The organism is Sphingopyxis sp. L1A2A, from assembly GCF_005502465.1.
Taxonomy (GTDB): Bacteria; Pseudomonadota; Alphaproteobacteria; order Sphingomonadales; family Sphingomonadaceae; genus Sphingopyxis.
The window spans coordinates 24,576-40,555 of the sequence record NZ_SCOT01000026.1 but is presented as its reverse complement, the minus strand read 5'-3'; the positions used below and the strand labels follow the sequence as shown (position 1 = coordinate 40,555).

The 15,980-nt window shown below is 65.3% G+C and carries 14 protein-coding genes; 3 read left to right on the top strand and 11 right to left on the bottom strand.

Annotation, left to right across the window (positions count from 1 at the left end; all coding sequences use genetic code 11):
* Positions 1–124: 124 nt before the first annotated feature.
* The 6 genes from nirD to FFS68_RS13490 all read right to left on the bottom strand — a co-directional run bounded on the left by nirD (position 125) and on the right by FFS68_RS13490 (position 7,445).
* Positions 125–466, bottom strand: a complete 342-nt coding sequence (nirD, locus tag FFS68_RS13515; RefSeq protein ID WP_137753729.1) for a nitrite reductase small subunit NirD — start codon at positions 464–466, stop codon at positions 125–127.
* A complete protein-coding gene (gene nirB / locus FFS68_RS13510) occupies positions 463–2,940 on the bottom strand; it encodes a nitrite reductase large subunit NirB (protein WP_137753728.1) in 2,478 nt (825 codons plus the stop codon). The genes nirD and nirB overlap by 4 nt, the downstream gene beginning before the upstream one ends.
* Entirely contained in the window at positions 2,940–4,154 is a 1,215-nt protein-coding gene (locus tag FFS68_RS13505) for a hypothetical protein (protein ID WP_137753727.1), read from the bottom strand. Before FFS68_RS13505 ends, nirB begins: the two co-directional genes overlap by 1 nt.
* A gap of 2 nt (positions 4,155–4,156) precedes the next feature.
* On the bottom strand, positions 4,157–5,407 hold the full coding sequence (locus FFS68_RS13500) for a nitrate/nitrite transporter (protein WP_137753726.1): 1,251 nt from the start codon (positions 5,405–5,407) through the stop codon (positions 4,157–4,159).
* A gap of 248 nt (positions 5,408–5,655) precedes the next feature.
* Positions 5,656–6,867 carry a CmpA/NrtA family ABC transporter substrate-binding protein gene (locus FFS68_RS13495; protein ID WP_137753725.1) on the bottom strand — a complete coding sequence of 404 codons (1,212 nt, stop codon included), beginning with the start codon at positions 6,865–6,867 and terminating at the stop codon, positions 5,656–5,658.
* Positions 6,864–7,445: an ANTAR domain-containing protein gene (locus FFS68_RS13490; RefSeq protein WP_137753724.1), complete on the bottom strand. Its 582-nt coding sequence runs from the start codon at positions 7,443–7,445 to the stop codon at positions 6,864–6,866. The genes FFS68_RS13495 and FFS68_RS13490 overlap by 4 nt, the downstream gene beginning before the upstream one ends.
* Positions 7,446–7,961: 516 nt before the next feature.
* On the opposite strand from FFS68_RS13490, the gene FFS68_RS13485 reads away from it, so the two are divergent.
* On the top strand, positions 7,962–8,585 hold the full coding sequence (locus FFS68_RS13485) for a PilZ domain-containing protein (RefSeq protein ID WP_137753723.1): 624 nt from the start codon (positions 7,962–7,964) through the stop codon (positions 8,583–8,585).
* A gap of 9 nt (positions 8,586–8,594) precedes the next feature.
* On the opposite strand, the gene aguB is transcribed toward FFS68_RS13485, so the two are convergent.
* From aguB to FFS68_RS13470, 3 genes are all read right to left on the bottom strand, one after another.
* The gene (aguB, locus tag FFS68_RS13480; RefSeq protein WP_137753722.1) at positions 8,595–9,446 is read right to left on the bottom strand and encodes an N-carbamoylputrescine amidase; all 852 of its coding nucleotides are present in this window, start codon (positions 9,444–9,446) and stop codon (positions 8,595–8,597) included.
* A gap of 7 nt (positions 9,447–9,453) precedes the next feature.
* On the bottom strand, positions 9,454–10,437 hold the full coding sequence (locus FFS68_RS13475) for an agmatine deiminase family protein (RefSeq protein WP_137753721.1): 984 nt from the start codon (positions 10,435–10,437) through the stop codon (positions 9,454–9,456).
* A 137-nt stretch (positions 10,438–10,574) separates the two neighbouring features.
* Complete coding sequence (locus FFS68_RS13470; protein WP_137753720.1) at positions 10,575–12,257, bottom strand: M28 family metallopeptidase; 1,683 nt, start codon at positions 12,255–12,257, stop codon at positions 10,575–10,577.
* 156 nt (positions 12,258–12,413) lie between these two features.
* On the opposite strand from FFS68_RS13470, the gene FFS68_RS13465 reads away from it, so the two are divergent.
* Positions 12,414–14,381 carry a S9 family peptidase gene (locus tag FFS68_RS13465; protein ID WP_137753719.1) on the top strand — a complete coding sequence of 656 codons (1,968 nt, stop codon included), beginning with the start codon at positions 12,414–12,416 and terminating at the stop codon, positions 14,379–14,381.
* A 60-nt stretch (positions 14,382–14,441) separates the two neighbouring features.
* Here FFS68_RS13465 and rpsD read toward each other — a convergent pair whose 3' ends face one another.
* Positions 14,442–15,053 carry a 30S ribosomal protein S4 gene (rpsD, locus tag FFS68_RS13460; RefSeq protein WP_137753718.1) on the bottom strand — a complete coding sequence of 204 codons (612 nt, stop codon included), beginning with the start codon at positions 15,051–15,053 and terminating at the stop codon, positions 14,442–14,444.
* 213 nt (positions 15,054–15,266) lie between these two features.
* Here rpsD and FFS68_RS13455 point away from each other — a divergent pair, with 213 nt between their 5' ends.
* A complete protein-coding gene (locus FFS68_RS13455; RefSeq protein WP_137753717.1) occupies positions 15,267–15,581 on the top strand; it encodes a chorismate mutase in 315 nt (104 codons plus the stop codon).
* Positions 15,582–15,590: 9 nt separating this feature from the next.
* Here the strand turns inward: FFS68_RS13455 and FFS68_RS13450 are convergent, their stop codons facing one another.
* Positions 15,591–15,842, bottom strand: a complete 252-nt coding sequence (locus FFS68_RS13450; protein ID WP_137753716.1) for a hypothetical protein — start codon at positions 15,840–15,842, stop codon at positions 15,591–15,593.
* Positions 15,843–15,980: the final 138 nt, after the last annotated feature.

Genomic DNA, 15,980 nt, shown 5'->3' with positions numbered 1-15,980 from the left:
CGGGCGGGGCTCGATGCCCCGCTCGGCGCGTTCTTGCCGAAAAAGAGAGCCTCGCTGACGCTCGTACCCACCCCCAGCCCCTCCCTATGAGGGAGGGGAGCAAGCGGCGTAGAGCAATTATTGGTCACGCCGCCGCCTTCAACGTGCTGGCGCGGCAGATCAGCACGCGGCCGCCGTCGATCTTGACCGGCACCGTGGGGGTGCAACCCTTGTCGTCGCCGAGCGCTTCGCCGGTCGACAGCGAAATCCGCCAATTATGGAGCGGACAGGCGACCGCGCCGCCGTGGACGATGCCCTGGCTCAACCGGCCATGCTTGTGCGGGCAGCGATCGAGCAGCGCGAAGACCTTGCCCTCGGCGGTGCGAAAGACGGCGATGTCGTCGCCGCCCGCGACCTGCACCGTGCGGCTGCCACGCACCGGGATCTGATCGACCCAGCCGATGTCGAGCCATTCTGCTATGGTCATACCAGTGCCTCCTGCGGAATGAAGCGCGCCATCGGCGCATGATGTTCGGCCTCGGCGCCCCCGGCGCGCTGCGCCCAGGGGTCGTCCTGCGAAAAGCTCTGGGCATAGAGGAAGCGCGCGCGCAGCGCCTCGCGTCCCGCGGTGTCGTCGACGATCCGCGCCTTGATCTGCTCGACCCCGACGCGCTCGATCCATGGCGCGGTGCGCTCCAGATAACGGGCTTCCTCGCGGTAAAGCTGGATGAAGGCGGCGCAATAATCCATCGCCTCCTGCTCGGTCGCGACCTTGCACAGCAGGTCGGTGACGCGGACATGAATCCCGCCGTTGCCGCCGACGTGGAGTTCGTAGCCGCTGTCGACGCAGACGATGCCGAAATCCTTGATCGTCGCTTCGGCGCAATTGCGCGGGCAGCCCGACACCGCGATCTTGAACTTGTGCGGCATCCAGCTGCCCCAGCTCATCCGTTCGATCTTGACGCCAAGGCCGGTCGAATCCTGGGTGCCGAAACGGCACCATTCGGACCCGACGCACGTCTTCACGGTGCGCAGCGCCTTGCCATAGGCGTGCCCCGACACCATCCCGGCGGCATTGAGGTCGGCCCACACCGCAGGCAGATCCTCCTTCTTGATCCCGAAGATGTCGAGCCGCTGGCCGCCGGTGACCTTGACCATCGGCGCGTCATATTTCTCGACAACATCGGCGATCGCGCGCAGCTCGGTCGGGTTGGTCAGCCCGCCCCACATGCGCGGGACGACCGAGTAGGTGCCGTCCTTCTGGATATTGGCGTGGAGGCGTTCGTTGACGAAACGGCTCTGTTGGTCATCGACATACTCTCCGGGGAGCGCGCAGAGCAGGTAATAGTTGAGCGCCGGGCGGCACGACGAACAGCCGTCGGGGGTTGTCCAGTGCATCTGCTGCATCGCCTCGGGGATCGAGCGCATGCCCTGCGCGACGATTTCGCGGCGTACATCGTCGTGACCGAAGCTGGTGCATTTGCACATCGTTTTCGGCCCCGCCTGCACTTCGTCACCAAGCGTGAGCGCGAGCAGCATTTCGACGAGGCCGGTACAGCTGCCGCAGCTCGCCGAGGCCTTGCAGGTGCCGCGCACGGCATCGAGGCTGTGCGCGCCCTTGGCGATGCACGACACGACCTGGCCCTTGGTGACGCCGTTGCAGCCGCATATTTCCGCATCTGCAGAAAGCGCCGCAACGGCCGCCTTAGGGTCCGCGGCGCCCCCTCCCGAGGCGAAGGCTTGACCGAAGATGAGGAGGTCGCGGAGGTCGGAGACATCCTCCTGTTTCTTGAGGAGGTCGAAATACCAGCTGCCGTCGGCGGTATCGCCATAGAGCACCGCGCCGACGATCCGGTCGTCCTTGACGATGACGCGCTTGTAGATGCCGCGGCTCGCGTCGCGCAGCACGATGTCCTCGCACCCGTCGCCGCCCGAAAAATCGCCCGCCGAAAACACGTCGATCCCCGACACCTTGAGCTTGGTCGAGGTCACCGAGCCGCGATAGCCCGTCGGCTGCTCGACCAGCCCGTCGGCGAGGCTGCGGCACATATCCCACAAAGGCGCGACGAGGCCATAAACCTGCCCGTCATGCTCGACACATTCGCCGACCGCGAGAACGGCGGGATCGCTAGTGACCATATGATCGTCGACCTGGATACCGCGCCCGACCGCCAGCCCTGCGTTGCGGGCCAGCGCCACCGACGGGCGGATGCCGACCGCCATGACGACGAGGCTGGCGGGGATCAGCGTCCCGTCTTTCAGCTTCACCCCCTCGACCTTGGCGTCGCCGACGATCTCGGCGGTGTCGGCGCCGGTCAGGATCGTCTGCCCGCGCGCTTCGAGTGCGTTTTTGAGCAGCCACCCCGCGGCTTCGTCGAGCTGGCGTTCCATCAGCGTCGGCATCAGGTGGATGACGGTGACCTTCATCCCGCGCAGGCTCAGCCCATGCGCGGCCTCCAACCCGAGCAGGCCGCCGCCGATCACCACCGCATCGCCGCCCGCATCGGCCGCCGCCAGCATTGTGTCGACATCGTCCATGTCACGGAACGCGATGACGCCAGGCAGATCCTTGCCCGGCACCGGGATGATGAACGGATCGGAACCGGTCGCGATCAGCAGCCGGTCATAGCTTTCGGTCGTGCCGCCGCGCGTCGTCACCGTCTTCGCGGCGCGGTCGATCGCCATCACCGGGTCGCCCGCAACCAGCGCGATGCCGTTCGCCGCATACCAGTCGGCATCGTTGATCACGATGTCGTCAAAGCTCTTTTCGCCCGCAAGGACGGGGGAGAGCATGATGCGGTTATAATTGACCCGCGGCTCGGCGCCGAAAATCGTCACGCGGTACCGGTCGGCGTCGCGTGCGAGCAGCTCTTCGACCGCGCGGCACCCTGCCATGCCGTTGCCGATCACGACCAGATGCTCGCGCGTGTCGGGGCCGGGGTTGAGGGGGCGGTATTCCATCACAGCATCCAGTCCAGTTGCAGCCAAAATTTGTCGGTGTCGGTGGCGAAGCGGTCGGCGTTGTAGTGGGCGTAGCGCACCGATCCGGTGACCTTGCCGAGCCTGGCGCTGGCGAGCAGGTCGATCTCGTCGCCATAGGAGCGCGACGCGCGGTCGCTGCGATAATCGTGGTACGCCGCCTGCACGGTGACCGCTTTCAGCGCCCCGACCGTCTTCCAGCTCCACCCCGCGCTCGCATACAGGTCGCGTATCCCGTCGGGCGGGGTGACCAGAAATTTGTCGGCCCAGCCCTGAAATTTGAACCCGGTGGCGAGCGGGGTCTGAAAGCTGGTGAGGGCGGTGCCCCCGATTGCTCCTGAACCCGCGCCCAGCACCTCGTAACCGACGCCCAGGCGCGGTCCGCCGAAATCGACCGCGACATCGGCCAGATAATAGTCGGCGCTGTAGTCGTTGGGGTTGCGGTGCCAGTCGGACTGGCGCGCATAGCTCAGCTGGTACGCGATTTTTGCCTTGCCGATCGGCCGGTTGCCATCGAGCCGGACGCCATAGCTTTGGCTCGACATGCGAAAACCCTGCATTGCCGTTTCGTCCTGATCGACCAGATAGGCGAAGCCGCTGAGCTTGCCGACGGGGGTCTGGGCGCCAACATTGGCAAAGACATTGTCGCCCGACACCGCTTGCTGCCGCGCCCCCGCGCCGTCGATGCCCCAGATCGTCCGCACGCTCCACGCATAGGCCAGGTCGACCTTGACCCCTTTCACCGGCGTCACCTCGGCGCGCACCGCGTCATAGCTCTGGCCGTTCTGGCGAAACCCGACGCTGCCGACGAACCGCTCGTCGTCGAAACCGATCCGCTGGCGTCCCGCGGTCACCGCGAAGGCGGGCGAGGCGTAACGCAGCTGGGCGCGGGTGAGGGCGATGTTTTCGGGATCGGCGACGATCGGGCGGGTCGCCGCGCCGTTGAGGCCGTCGAAATAATCGTCGACGATGGCAAGGTTGCCTTGCCCTTCGACGAGCGCCGACCAGCGTCCCGCCTTGGCCTCGACCCCGGCGCGGACGCGCAGGGTCAGGGCTTCGGCATTGGCGGCGAGGCCGTCCTGATCGACCATTTCATGGCGAAGGCGGGCTTCGCCGAGCGGCTTGATCTGGACGGGCTGGGAATGCGCCGCCCCGGCCGGCGCGAGCGCCAGCAACAGGATGAGGGTGCGGGTCATGACTAGATCCGCACGCCTTCGGCGGCGCCCCAGGCCCTGCGCCACTGGCTCTTCACGAACAGCAGTCCGATCAATGCGGCGACCGCCAGCCCGGCAAAGATGTAAAAGCCCGGCGCGAAGCTGCCTGTCCATTGCTTGGCAAAGCCGAGCGAGGAGGCGAGGTAGAAACCGCCGATGCCGCCCGCCATGCCGACCAGCCCGGTCATCACGCCGATCTCGGCCGAAAAGCGCTGCGGGACGAGCTGGAAGACCGAGCCGTTGCCGGTGCCCAGCGCGAGCATCGCGATGACGAACAGGCCGAGTGCGGCGGGCAGCGTGTCGGCTTGCGGCACCCCGGCGAGCGCCAGCGCGGCGACGACGAACACCATCATCAGCGCCTTGACCCCGCCGATGCGGTCGGCGAGCGCGCCGCCCATCGGCCGCACCAGCGACCCGGCAAAGACGCAGGCCGCGGTGCAATAACCCGCCATCACCGGGGTCAGGTGGAACTGGTCGGTGAAATAGATCGGTAGCGACGCGGCGAGCCCGACGAAGCCGCCGAAGGTCACCGAATAAAAGGCCATCAGCCACCAGGCGTCGGCGGTCTTGAGCGGCTCGAAATAATGCGCCAGCTTCTTGGGCGCGGGGGCGTTCGGCGCGTCCTTGGCCATGAACAGATAGATGACGAACACGATGGTCAACGGGATGCAGGCGAGGCCGAGCACTGCGTTCCAGCCGAACATGACCGCGAGGCCGGGGGCGAACAGCGCCGCGAGCACGGTGCCCGAATTGCCCATGCCGGCGAGGCCCATCGCCTTGCCCTGATGCTCGGGCGGATACCAGCGGCTGGCGAGCGGCAGCGCGATGGCAAAGCTGGCCCCGGCAAAGCCGAGCACCACGCCAAGCGCGAGCGTGCCGGCAAAGCTGGTCACCCCCATCGCCCACGCGCTGAACAGCCCGGCGATCACGATCACCTGGCTGATCGCGCCTGACCGTTTGGGGCCGATGCGGTCGACGAGCAGCCCGTTGACGACGCGCAGCAGCGCCCCGGCGAGCGTCGGCACCGCGACCATCAAGCCCTTTTGCGCCGCGCTGAGGCCAAGGTCGGCGGAGATCGCAGGGGCCAGTGGCCCCAGCACCACCCACACCATGAAGGCGAGGTCGAAGTACAGAAAGGCGGCGACCAGCGTCGGCCAGTGCCCGCTGGACCAGAAGTTCGATTTGGGCGCTGTTCTCGCCCCCGCCTGTGCCGTCGTCCCACTTGCTGTCGTCATCGTCCGTCCCCTTCGTGTGACGGGCAATAAAAAAGCCGCCAGGACGGCGGCCACGCGGGCGCATCCTGACGGCTTCATTGCCTGTTGGATTACGGGAAAAGGCTTCCCGCCTGCCGCGCGGACCGGCCCCGTCGTTGGAGCCGTAGCCGCTTTATCCTGCCCCGGCAGCCTTGCCGAGTGCGTTTAAACTGCCTGATTCGCGGGCTTCCCGCAAGCGGTTATTTCGCAGGTGCAGCATAAATTGAAATTCAGGGAAGATCAGCAAGATAGCCCTGAATATCGTCGGGATCGAAGGCGCGACCGTCGAAAAACCGGTCGCTGCCCAGCAGCAGTCGCCCCTGCACCGACCCGGCGCCGAGCGGCGTGTCGATGCCGCCTTCCAGCTTTGAACTCGCCCCCGGCAGCGGCGCCCCCGAGCCCGCCAGCGCGGCGCGATAGATGTCGGGGCGGAACACCGCGGTCGCGGTGGCGGCGTCGGCGGCCGCGTAAGATGCGGCGTCCCAGCGCAGCATCTGCGAATAGAGCCACGCGGCCTGACTGCGCCAGGGGAAGTTGGCGGCTTCGCGGTGCTGGAACATGAAATCGGGATAATGGATCGGCTCGCCGCCGGGGGTCAGCCGGATGCGATCGGTGATCGCGCGCAGCACTGCATCGCGCGAAGCGTTCAGATATTCGGGGCGCGCCAGAATTTCGGCGCTGTCCTCGGCCGTGCCCGGCTCGACGAAATGCGCGGCGGCGGCGTGGAGCGCGCGCAGCAGCGCCTCGACCGCATCGCGCCGTTCGTCGACCACCGCCTCGCGCAGCGCGAGCACCTTTTCGACGCCGCGGCGCCAGATCTGTGCGGTGGCGAGCGCGATATGGCCGACCCCGCGCTCGACCGCGATTGAATTCCACGGTTCGCCGACGCAGATGCCATCGACCTCGCCCGCCGCCAGCGCGTCCGCGGCAAAGGGCGGGCTGGTGACCACGATGTCGATATGGAGATCAGGACGGATGCCTACCCCGGCGAGCCAGTACCGCAGCATATAATTATGGCTGGAGTAGCGATGCACGACACCGAAGCGCAGCGGCTTCCCCGCAATTTTCCGCGCCGCCGCGACGCGCTGCAGCGCCGCGCCGATCGCGGCCGGATCGCCCAGCGTGTCGCCCAGCCCGACGTCCTTGGCGAGCTGGGTCGAAAAGGTCACGGCATTGCCGTTGAGCCCCAGCACGAACGGCACCGCCATCGCCACTGCGGGCCGGTCGCGGCCGAGCGCGGTGGCGATCGCCAGCGGCGCGATCATGTGCGCGGCGTCGGTGTGGCCATAGAGCAGGCGGTCGCGCACCGTCGCCCAGGTCATGTCACGCACCAGTTCGATGCTGACACCCTCGCGCGCCGCAAAGCCCAGCTCATGCGCCAGAATCGGCAGCGCGGCATCGACCAGCGGCAGAAAGCCGATGCGGAACGTCTCGGCGCTCATTCCATGTCTCCCAGCAGCGCGTCGCTGGTCACGATCGCCTCGGCTATTTCCGAAATGCGGCGGTTGGTTCGCATCGCCTGACCGCGCAGCAGCGCATAAGCGGCGGGTTCGTCGATCGCGCGTCGTTTCATCAATATCGCCTTGGCGCGGTCGACGATCGCGCGCTCGGCCAGGGCATTTTTCGCCTCATCAAGTTCGCGTTGCAGCCGCGAAAAGGCCTGGAACCGCCGCACCGCGAGGTCGATGACCGGCTTGATCCGCTGTTTCGACAGTCCGTCGACGACATAGGCCGACACCCCCGCGTCGATCGCCGCGCCGGTCGCTTCGGTATCGCTCTGGTCGACGAACATCGCGATCGGCCGCGCCAGCGCGCGCGACATGGCAAAGAAATCCTCGAGCAGGTCGCGGCTGGGATTTTCGAGGTTGATCAGCACGACTTCGGGCTGCGCCGCCTCGATCTGGGCCGCCAGCGGTCCCGCCGTGTCGATCAGCACCAGATCGTCGAGTCCGGCCTCGCGCAGCCCATCCGAAATGATGGCGGCGCGCGTCGTGCTGGTGTCGATGATCGCGATCCTCATGACCGCGCCTTAAGGCGCTCAAATCGAATCCGCCAGTTTCATCGGGCATCTGCGAAACGCGGTATGGATCGAGGCAGGACGGATGCGGCGCGTGACCGCCCATGGCGAACTGGTTCAAACCGTTGAGATTGATGCTGAATATTAACGGTACGGGGGCGCCGGGACGACCTCGTCAGCCTCGCCCCAGAATTAGCAAGGCAGGGCAAATCGGGCGCCCGCGTCCGCGATCACCGCCGCCGCGGGGTGCGCGAATTGCAGCAAAATGCTTCCAGATTGGCTCTTAATGTCGCCGTCGCGGCACCGTTAAATTATGCAAAATACAAAGTTTATTCACGGTTAGCGATCAGGTTTAACCGCAGTCCGATTTGTTTCGTTTAAAGAGAATTAACTATGACCAGTAATATCATTGAATAATAATGACATTTTCGATATGGACATTGGCAATCATGGATGTGTCTCGCGGTATTGACCGCGAATTGCCGTTTTCCCCGACGCTGCTCCGATAAGGTGGACAACATGAATCAGCATCGCTTCTCCAATTCCGCCGAGGAGCAAGATATTGCCGGTCCCGATACCGATCGCCGCGGCGCCGATCGGTACCGCACGGTTTGGCGTATCGCAAAGGTCATGCGCAACGGGGACGCCGGCCTGTGGCGCGTCCGCAATATGTCCGACCGCGGCATGATGCTCGCCGCGGACGTGCCGATCAGCGTCGGCGAACGGCTGGAAATCGCGTTGTCGGATACGGTGACGCTGGTCGGAAATGTCGTCTGGTCGAACGAGGGACGCTGCGGCGTTGCCTTCGACACCGCGGTCGATGTCGCCGACGTGCTCAAGCAATTGGCCGCCGAACAGCGCGCGACCGGCTATCGCCAGCCGCGACTGCCGGTGCACAGCCGGGCGCAAGCGGTGACCGCCGAGGGTACGGGCAACATCGAACTGGTCGATTTGTCGCAGCACGGCGCGGGTTTCCTCCACGACGGCCATTTCGAGGTTGGCAAGGAGCTTGATCTGATCCTGGCGGGCGGGGTCAAGCGCCGCGCGATTGTGCGCTGGTCGCGGGCCGGACGCGGTGGCCTGTGGTTGACCCAGCCGCTCGATCGCGCCGACCTGGAAAGCATCCGCCGTTTCCAGGGTTGAATCGGCGCGTCAGATGTCCTCGACCAGCCGCCCGTAAAGCTGCGGTCGGCGATCGCGGAAAAATCCCATGCCGGCGCGGTGCTTTGCCGCGCGGTCGAGGTCGATCGTCTCGATCAGCACGCCGGTTTCGGCCGCGCCATATTCCTGCGTCAAATCGCCCCATTCGTCGCTGATGAAGCTGTGGCCATAGAAATGGGCGTCGCCCTCGGTGCCGATGCGGTTGGCGGCGATCACTGGCATACAGTTCGACACCGCATGGCCCTGCATCGCGCGGCGCCACATCCGGCTGGTGTCGAGGTCGGCGTCATAGGGTTCGCTGCCGATCGCGGTGGGATAGAAGAGGAGCTCGGCGCCCATCAGCGCCATCGCGCGCGCGCATTCGGGATACCATTGGTCCCAGCATACGCCGACGCCGATCCGTGCGCCGAATATGTCCCAGACCTTGAAGCCGCTGTTGCCGGGGCGGAAATAATATTTCTCTTCATAGCCCGGCCCGTCGGGGATGTGGCTCTTGCGATAGGTGCCCATGATCGCGCCATCGGGGCCGATCATCGCGAGCGTATTGTAATAATGTGGCCCGTCGCGCTCGAAAAAGCTGGTCGGGATCGCGATCTTCAGCTTTGCGGCGAGCGCCTGCATGGCGATGACGCTGGGATGGTCCGCGGTCGGTCGGGCGCTGGCGAACAACGCCTCATCTTCGACCTGGCAGAAATACGGCCCTTCAAACAATTCGGGGGGCAGGATGACTTGCGCGCCCTTCGCCGCGGCGTCCGCGACGAGCGCCGACACGGCGTCGATATTGGGCTGGACGGGGCCGGGCAGGGCGAGCTGCAAAGCAGCGACGGTGAGGGTGCGGGTCATGGCGCCGCTATGCCGGAAGCTGCTGGCTCGAGCAATGGAAGCTGCCGCCACCGGCGATGATGCCGAGCGCCGGAACGCCAACGGCGCGGCGACCCGGAAACAGCGCCGCCAGCGCATCGACCGCGGCCTGATCGTTGGCAACGCCATAGGTCGGGACGACGACGACGCTGTTGCCGATGTAGAAGTTCATATAACTCGCCGCCGCGACTTCGCCGTCCACTTCGATCCGTCCGGGCGAGGGCAGGTCGACGATCTCGATCCCGCCGAACGCCGCGGTGCGTGCGCGGGCGTCGGCATAGATATGCATATTGGGGTCGTCGTCACTCGCGGCGACGGGGAGCGCGAGCCGCCCCGCGCCGACAAAGCGCGCCAGATTGTCGACATGGCCGTCGGTATGATCGCCGACCAGCCCCTTGCCCAGCCACAGCAGCCGATCGATGCCGAGCGACCGGTGGAGCCGCACCGCGATATCGTCGCGTGTCAGCAAGGGGTTGCGGTTCGGATTGAGCAGACATTCTTCGGTCGTGACGCACAGCCCGGTGCCGTCGACGTCGATCCCGCCGCCCTCGAGCACCCAGTCCTGGTCGTCGACCGGCAGGCCGCTCGACGCGGCCAGCGCAGCGCCGACTTCCTGATCGCCGGGCATGACGAATTTCTCGCCCCACCAGTTGAATTCAAAATTGCGCGCGCGCCGCGCCGCGCCGATGCCCGCGACGATCGGTCCGGTATCGCGCAGCCAGATGTCGCCCAGCGGCTGGATCACAATCGACACGCCCGGATCGACAAGCGCCGCGGCAATCTGCGCCTGCCGGTCATCGTTGACGACCAGCCGCACCTGCTCGCCGCGCCCGCCGTCATGGACGGCATTGGCAAAGGCAGCGACATCGCGCCGCGCCGCGTCGATCTGGCCCGACCATTCGTCGGCAAGGTGCGGAAAGCCGATCCACACCGCGTCGTGCGGTGCCCATTCGGCGGGCATTTTCAGCGTCATGCGGTTGTCGGTCCTTAGTACCTAGCTTCGTCATTGCGAGGAGCGAAGCGACGCGGCAATCCAGAGTGTGCGTAAACCGCTCTGGATTGGTAGGTCTACGGCCGCCTTCGGCCCGCTCCGCTCGCAATGACGAAACCCTATTTCCCGGCGCGCGATTTGTCGCGGGCGGCGCGGAATTCGTCGCCTTCGACCCAGTTCGGCCATGCCTCGGTCATTGCGAGCATCCGGCCCGCGGCGTAATAGAGGCGCAGGTCGGCCATCATGCCGCCCCAGTTGGTGATCGCCTCATATTCGTCGCCCGGCGCGTGATAGCGGTTCTTTTCGTAATCTTCGGACGCTTTCTGGCCCGCTTCGATCCCGCCCTCGACCAGCTCGTCGCCGCTGCCGAAGTTGAACATCGGGACGCCCAGCTTGGCAAAGCTGAAGTGATCCGAACGATAGTAAAAGCCCTTTTCGGGGGTCGGTTCGGCCTTGACCGTGCGGCTTTCCATCTTCGCGAGCTTTTCGACATAGGCGTCGAGTTCGGACTTGCCGCCGCCGACGACCACGATGTCCTTCGCCGGGCCGACCGAGTTGAGCGCGTCCATATTCACCCCGCCGACGGTCTGCGACAGCGGGAACACCGGGTTTTCGGCATAATATTTCGATCCGAGGAGCCCCGATTCCTCGGCGGTCACCGCCAGGAACACGATGCTGCGGTCGGGCGCGCCTGCCTTGTTGAACGCCTGCGCCAGCGTCACCAGACCCGCGATGCCGGTCGCATTGTCGACCGCGCCGTTGCAGATGTCGTCGCCATCGACGGGTGTGCAGCGGCCGAGATGGTCCCAATGGCCGGTGTAGAGGACATATTCGTCGGGGCGCTTGGCCCCCGGCAGCACGCCGATGACGTTGCGCGACATTTTCTTGGCAATGTCATTGTCAAAGCTGAACGACGCCTTCACCCCGGCCAGCGCGACGGGCTTGAAGCCCTTTTTGCCCGCGCCGGCGCGCAGCTGGTCGAAATCCTGTCCGGCGCTGGCGAACAGCTCCTTCGCTTTCGCCAGCTGGATCCAGCCGTTGGCCACGGTCTGGCTGGCGCCGCCGTCCTTGCTTTCGGCCAGATATTGCGTGCCGGTGTTGCTCGATTCGACGACGTTCCAGCCATAGGCGGCGGGTTCGGTGTCGTGGACGATCAGCACCGCGGCGGCGCCCTGCCGCGCCGCTTCTTCATATTTATACGACCAGCGGCCGTAATAGGTCATCGCGCGGCCGTTGAACTCGCCCTTGGCTTCCTTGGTCTGCCAATCGGGGTCGTTGACCAGAACGACGACGGTTTTGCCCTTCACATCGAGCCCGGCGTAATCATTCCACCCCTTTTCGGGGGCGACGATGCCATATCCAGCAAAGACGACGTCGCTGTCCTTGACCGCGGTCGTCGGCTGCACGCGATAGCTGAACGCCACATAATCCTTGGCATATTGCGCGGTGACCGGCGCCTTGCCGCCGGTGAAGGTCAACGGCGTCGCATTGTTCGCGGTGATTTCGACCAGCGGCACATCCTGCGTCCAGCTGCCGTTGTTGCCGGGCTTCAGCCCCGCTTCCTGATATTTCTTGATCAGATAAGCGACGGTCTTTTCCTCGCCGGGGGTGCCCGGCGCGCGGCCTTCATAGGCGTCGAGCGACAGCTCCTTCGTCACTTCCTGCAACGTTGCGAGCGACAATTCGGGAACCTCGACATCGGGGATGGCGGGGGCGGGCGCCGCGTCCTTGTCGGACGCATTGCACGCGGCAACGGTCAAAAGAAGCGCGAGCGCGGCGGTCGTTCGGGGGAAACGAAGCATGGCATATCCTTGGGCTTTGGCGTTTGATCGCGGGGTTGTGCCAGCCGGACGCGACGGGCGCAAGCATCGCTGCCGCGCTGCAACCTTTCGTCCTTGGAAATCGCTCATCGGCGCTCTAGCAGAGGAAAACGGGACGATAAAACAGGGGGATATCGGATGCGGGGTCGCTGGCTGGGATTGCTGGGGTTTGGACTGGCCATGGGTTCGGCACCGGTCGGGGCGCAAGAGGACGAGGTGGCGCGGCGCTTTGGCACGCTGGCCGGCGTCACCCAGGTCAGCCTGTCGCCGGATGGCGCCAAATTGGCGTTCGTCGCCCCGAGCAAGGGGCAGGCGAACGATCTTTATGTCGTCGAGATCGCCGATGGCGCGACGCCGCGCCGCATATTGCGCGCCAGCGGCGACCCCGAAATATTGTCCTGGTGCCGCTGGGCGACCGACGCACGGATTATCTGCCAGGTTGGCGGCCGTCAGAAATATGGCGAGGAAATCTATGGCTTCACGACGTTGGTCAGCGTCGATTCCGCGGGCGGCGACGTTCGGACGCTCAGCACGCGGCGCGGCGCCAATGCGCTCGGGCTTGATCTGCGCGGCGGCAGCGTGATCGACTGGCAGCCCGGCCCCGCCGGTAGCGTGCTGGTGATGCGCAGTCATGTTCGCGAGGCCAACCGCGAGTCGGCGTCGCTGATCGTCAAGGATGATGAGGGCATGGGGGTCGATCTGATGGACGCCACCAGCGGCGCGATCAAGGTCGTCGAAAAACCGCGCCGCGACGCCGTCGAATATATCACCGACGGCAAGGGCAAGGTCCGGATCATGGGGACGCAGGGCCAAAAGGGGCAAACTGGCTATGTCAGCGGCGTGATCCGCTATTTTTTCAAGCCAGGCCAGGGCGGTGACTGGCAAACCCTCTCTGCCGTCAATGTCCTGACCAACGAGGGGTTCGACCCCGTGACCGTCGACGCCGCCACCGACCGCGCCATCGGCTTTGCCAAGGTGGACGGCCGCCTGGCGGTCAGCGCGGTCCGGCTCGACGGCAGCGGACGCGGCGATATCCTGTTTCGGCATCCCGAGGTTGATGTCGATGGGCTGGTCCGCGTCGGGCGCGAGCGCCGGGTGGTCGGCGCCACTTACGCCACCGATCGCCGCAAGATGGTGACCACCGACACCAAGGTCGCGGCGATGGCTGGCGCGTTATCCAAGGCGCTCGGGGGGCGCGACGTCTATTTCCTCGACGCCTCGGCGGATGAGAGTCAGTGGCTGGTCTGGGCGGGGTCGGATGTCGATGCAGGCCGCTATTATCGTTACACGCCCGCCGCAAAACAGCTCCGCCCGCTGCTTGAGGATCGCCCGATGCTCGCCGACCAGATGCTGTCGCCAGTCAAGGCGATCCAGTACCCGGCGGCCGACGGCACGATGATTCCGGGCTATCTGACGCTGCCGCCCGGGCGCACGAATGCGAAGGGTCTGCCCGCGATCGTCATGCCGCACGGCGGGCCGTCGTCGCGCGACGAATGGGGGTTCGACTGGCTGTCGCAATATTTCGCGACGCGCGGTTTCGCGGTGGTCCAGCCCAATTATCGCGGCTCGTCGGGCTATGGCGATCAATGGTATCAAAACAATGGTTTTCAATCGTGGCGGACCGCAATCGGCGATGTCACTGATGCCGGTCGCTGGCTGGTCAAGGAAGGCGCCGACCCGGCAAAACTGTCGATCGTCGGCTGGTCCTATGGCGGCTATGCGGCACTGCAATCGGGGGTCGTGGCGCCCGACCTGTTCCGTTCGATCGTCGCGATCGCTCCGGTCACCGATCTCGCCGAACTGAAGCTTGAAAGCGAAAAATATCGATCGGGATCGATCACCCGCGATTTCATCGGCTCGGGTCCGCATGTCCGCGAGGGGTCGCCGGCGCAGAATGCGGCAAAAATTGGCGTTCCGGTGCTGATGTTTCACGGCACGCTCGATCAGAATGTCGATATCGAACAGGCGCGGATGATGAAACGGGCACTGGCGGCGTCGGGAAAGACCGTCGAACTGGTCGAATATCCCGGGCTGGCGCACAGCCTGACCGACAGCGACGTGCGAACCGCGATGCTGGGGCGCATCACGACCTTTCTGTCGCGTTGAAACGAAAAGGGGCGGCCCGTCGCCGGACCGCCCCTTTGTTTTGTGCGGTGAACCGCCCGATCAGCGCGAATAGAATTCGACGACCAGGTTCGGTTCCATCTTTACCGGATAGGGCACTTCGTCCAGCGTCGGAACGCGGACATAGGTGGCCTTGGTGCCGTCGACCGCCAGATATTCGGGCAGGTCGCGCTCGGGCAGGCTCTGCGCTTCGGCGACCAGCGCCATTTCCTGCGCCTTTTTGCCCAGGGTCACTTCGTCGCCCGGCTTCACCAGGCGGCTGGCGATGTTGCACTTCACGCCGTTCACATAGACGTGACCATGGCTGACCAGCTGGCGCGCCGAGAAGATCGTCGGGGTGAATTTCGAGCGATAGACCACCGCGTCGAGGCGGCGTTCGAGCAGGCCGATCAGGTTCTGGCCGGTGTCGCCCTTCATCCGCGACGCCTCAAAATAGTTCTTCTTGAACTGCTTTTCGGTGATGTCGCCGTAATAGCCCTTCAGCTTCTGCTTCGCACGCAGCTGGATGCCGAAATCCGACACCTTGCCCTTGCGGCGCTGGCCGTGCTGGCCGGGGCCATATTCGCGACGGTTGACCGGGCTCTTCGGGCGACCCCAGATGTTTTCGCCCATCCGGCGGTCGAGTTTATACTTGGCGCTCTGGCGCTTCGACATAGGTCGTCTCCAATATGCTGTGTGCCGAAGGATTTCGGCGGTTCCCGGGTCGCACCATATGGGCAAGAGCCATATGCGACCGCCGCTTCACCGGGGTGCGGGGTCCATTGCGAAGGCGCGCGATTAGAGGGGGAGGCGGGCAAAGTCAAGCGTTGCGGCGCTTGTCGGACGCGCGTCTCGACAGCATCGAAAAAGCCGCTAAAGGCAGCGCGCATGACCGCTGCCAAATCTCCCGAAACCTGCGAAACGATGATCGAGGTGCGCGCCGGGGTCGACGACGTCGATCGTCAGCTCGTCGCGCTGCTGGTCCGCCGGTTCGGCTATATGGACGCCGCCGCGCGGATCAAGAGCGACCGCGCCACGGTGCGCGACGAAGCGCGCAAGGCCGAAGTGCTCGACAATGTCGGGCGCGAAGCCGCGGCCGCCGGGCTGGCGCCCGAACGGCTGCGCGCGGTGTGGAACGAACTGGTCGAACAATCGATCGCGCACGAGGCCGCCAAATGGGACCAAATCCGCGCCGATCGCTGAGCGGATGGATTAGTTGGTGGTGCCGCCCGCAGGCGAAGCGGTGTCGGCGCGCGCCGCGTCGGGGGCAGGCTTGGCCGGCTCGGCGACGAGGCGGCAGACGCGCTTCGGCACCGTGCTGCCGGTGACTTCGATCTTCTCGCAAACCTTCTTGGGTTTGGCGGGCTTGGCCGGTTTGCTGACGCCGGTGGTTGCCGATGGTGCGGCGGTTGCCGCATCCAGCGATGCCGCCGACAGGGTGAGGGAGAGCAACAAAATCATCATGCGAATCAGACTCCTGAACGACGCAACGGCATAGGCGCGTATCGCTTGAAGGCCAAGTGTACTGGTGCACTGCATCACGGCGATGGCCAGGAAGGCTTGATCATGATGTCCGGCTTCAACGGCTCTACGGACGCCGCG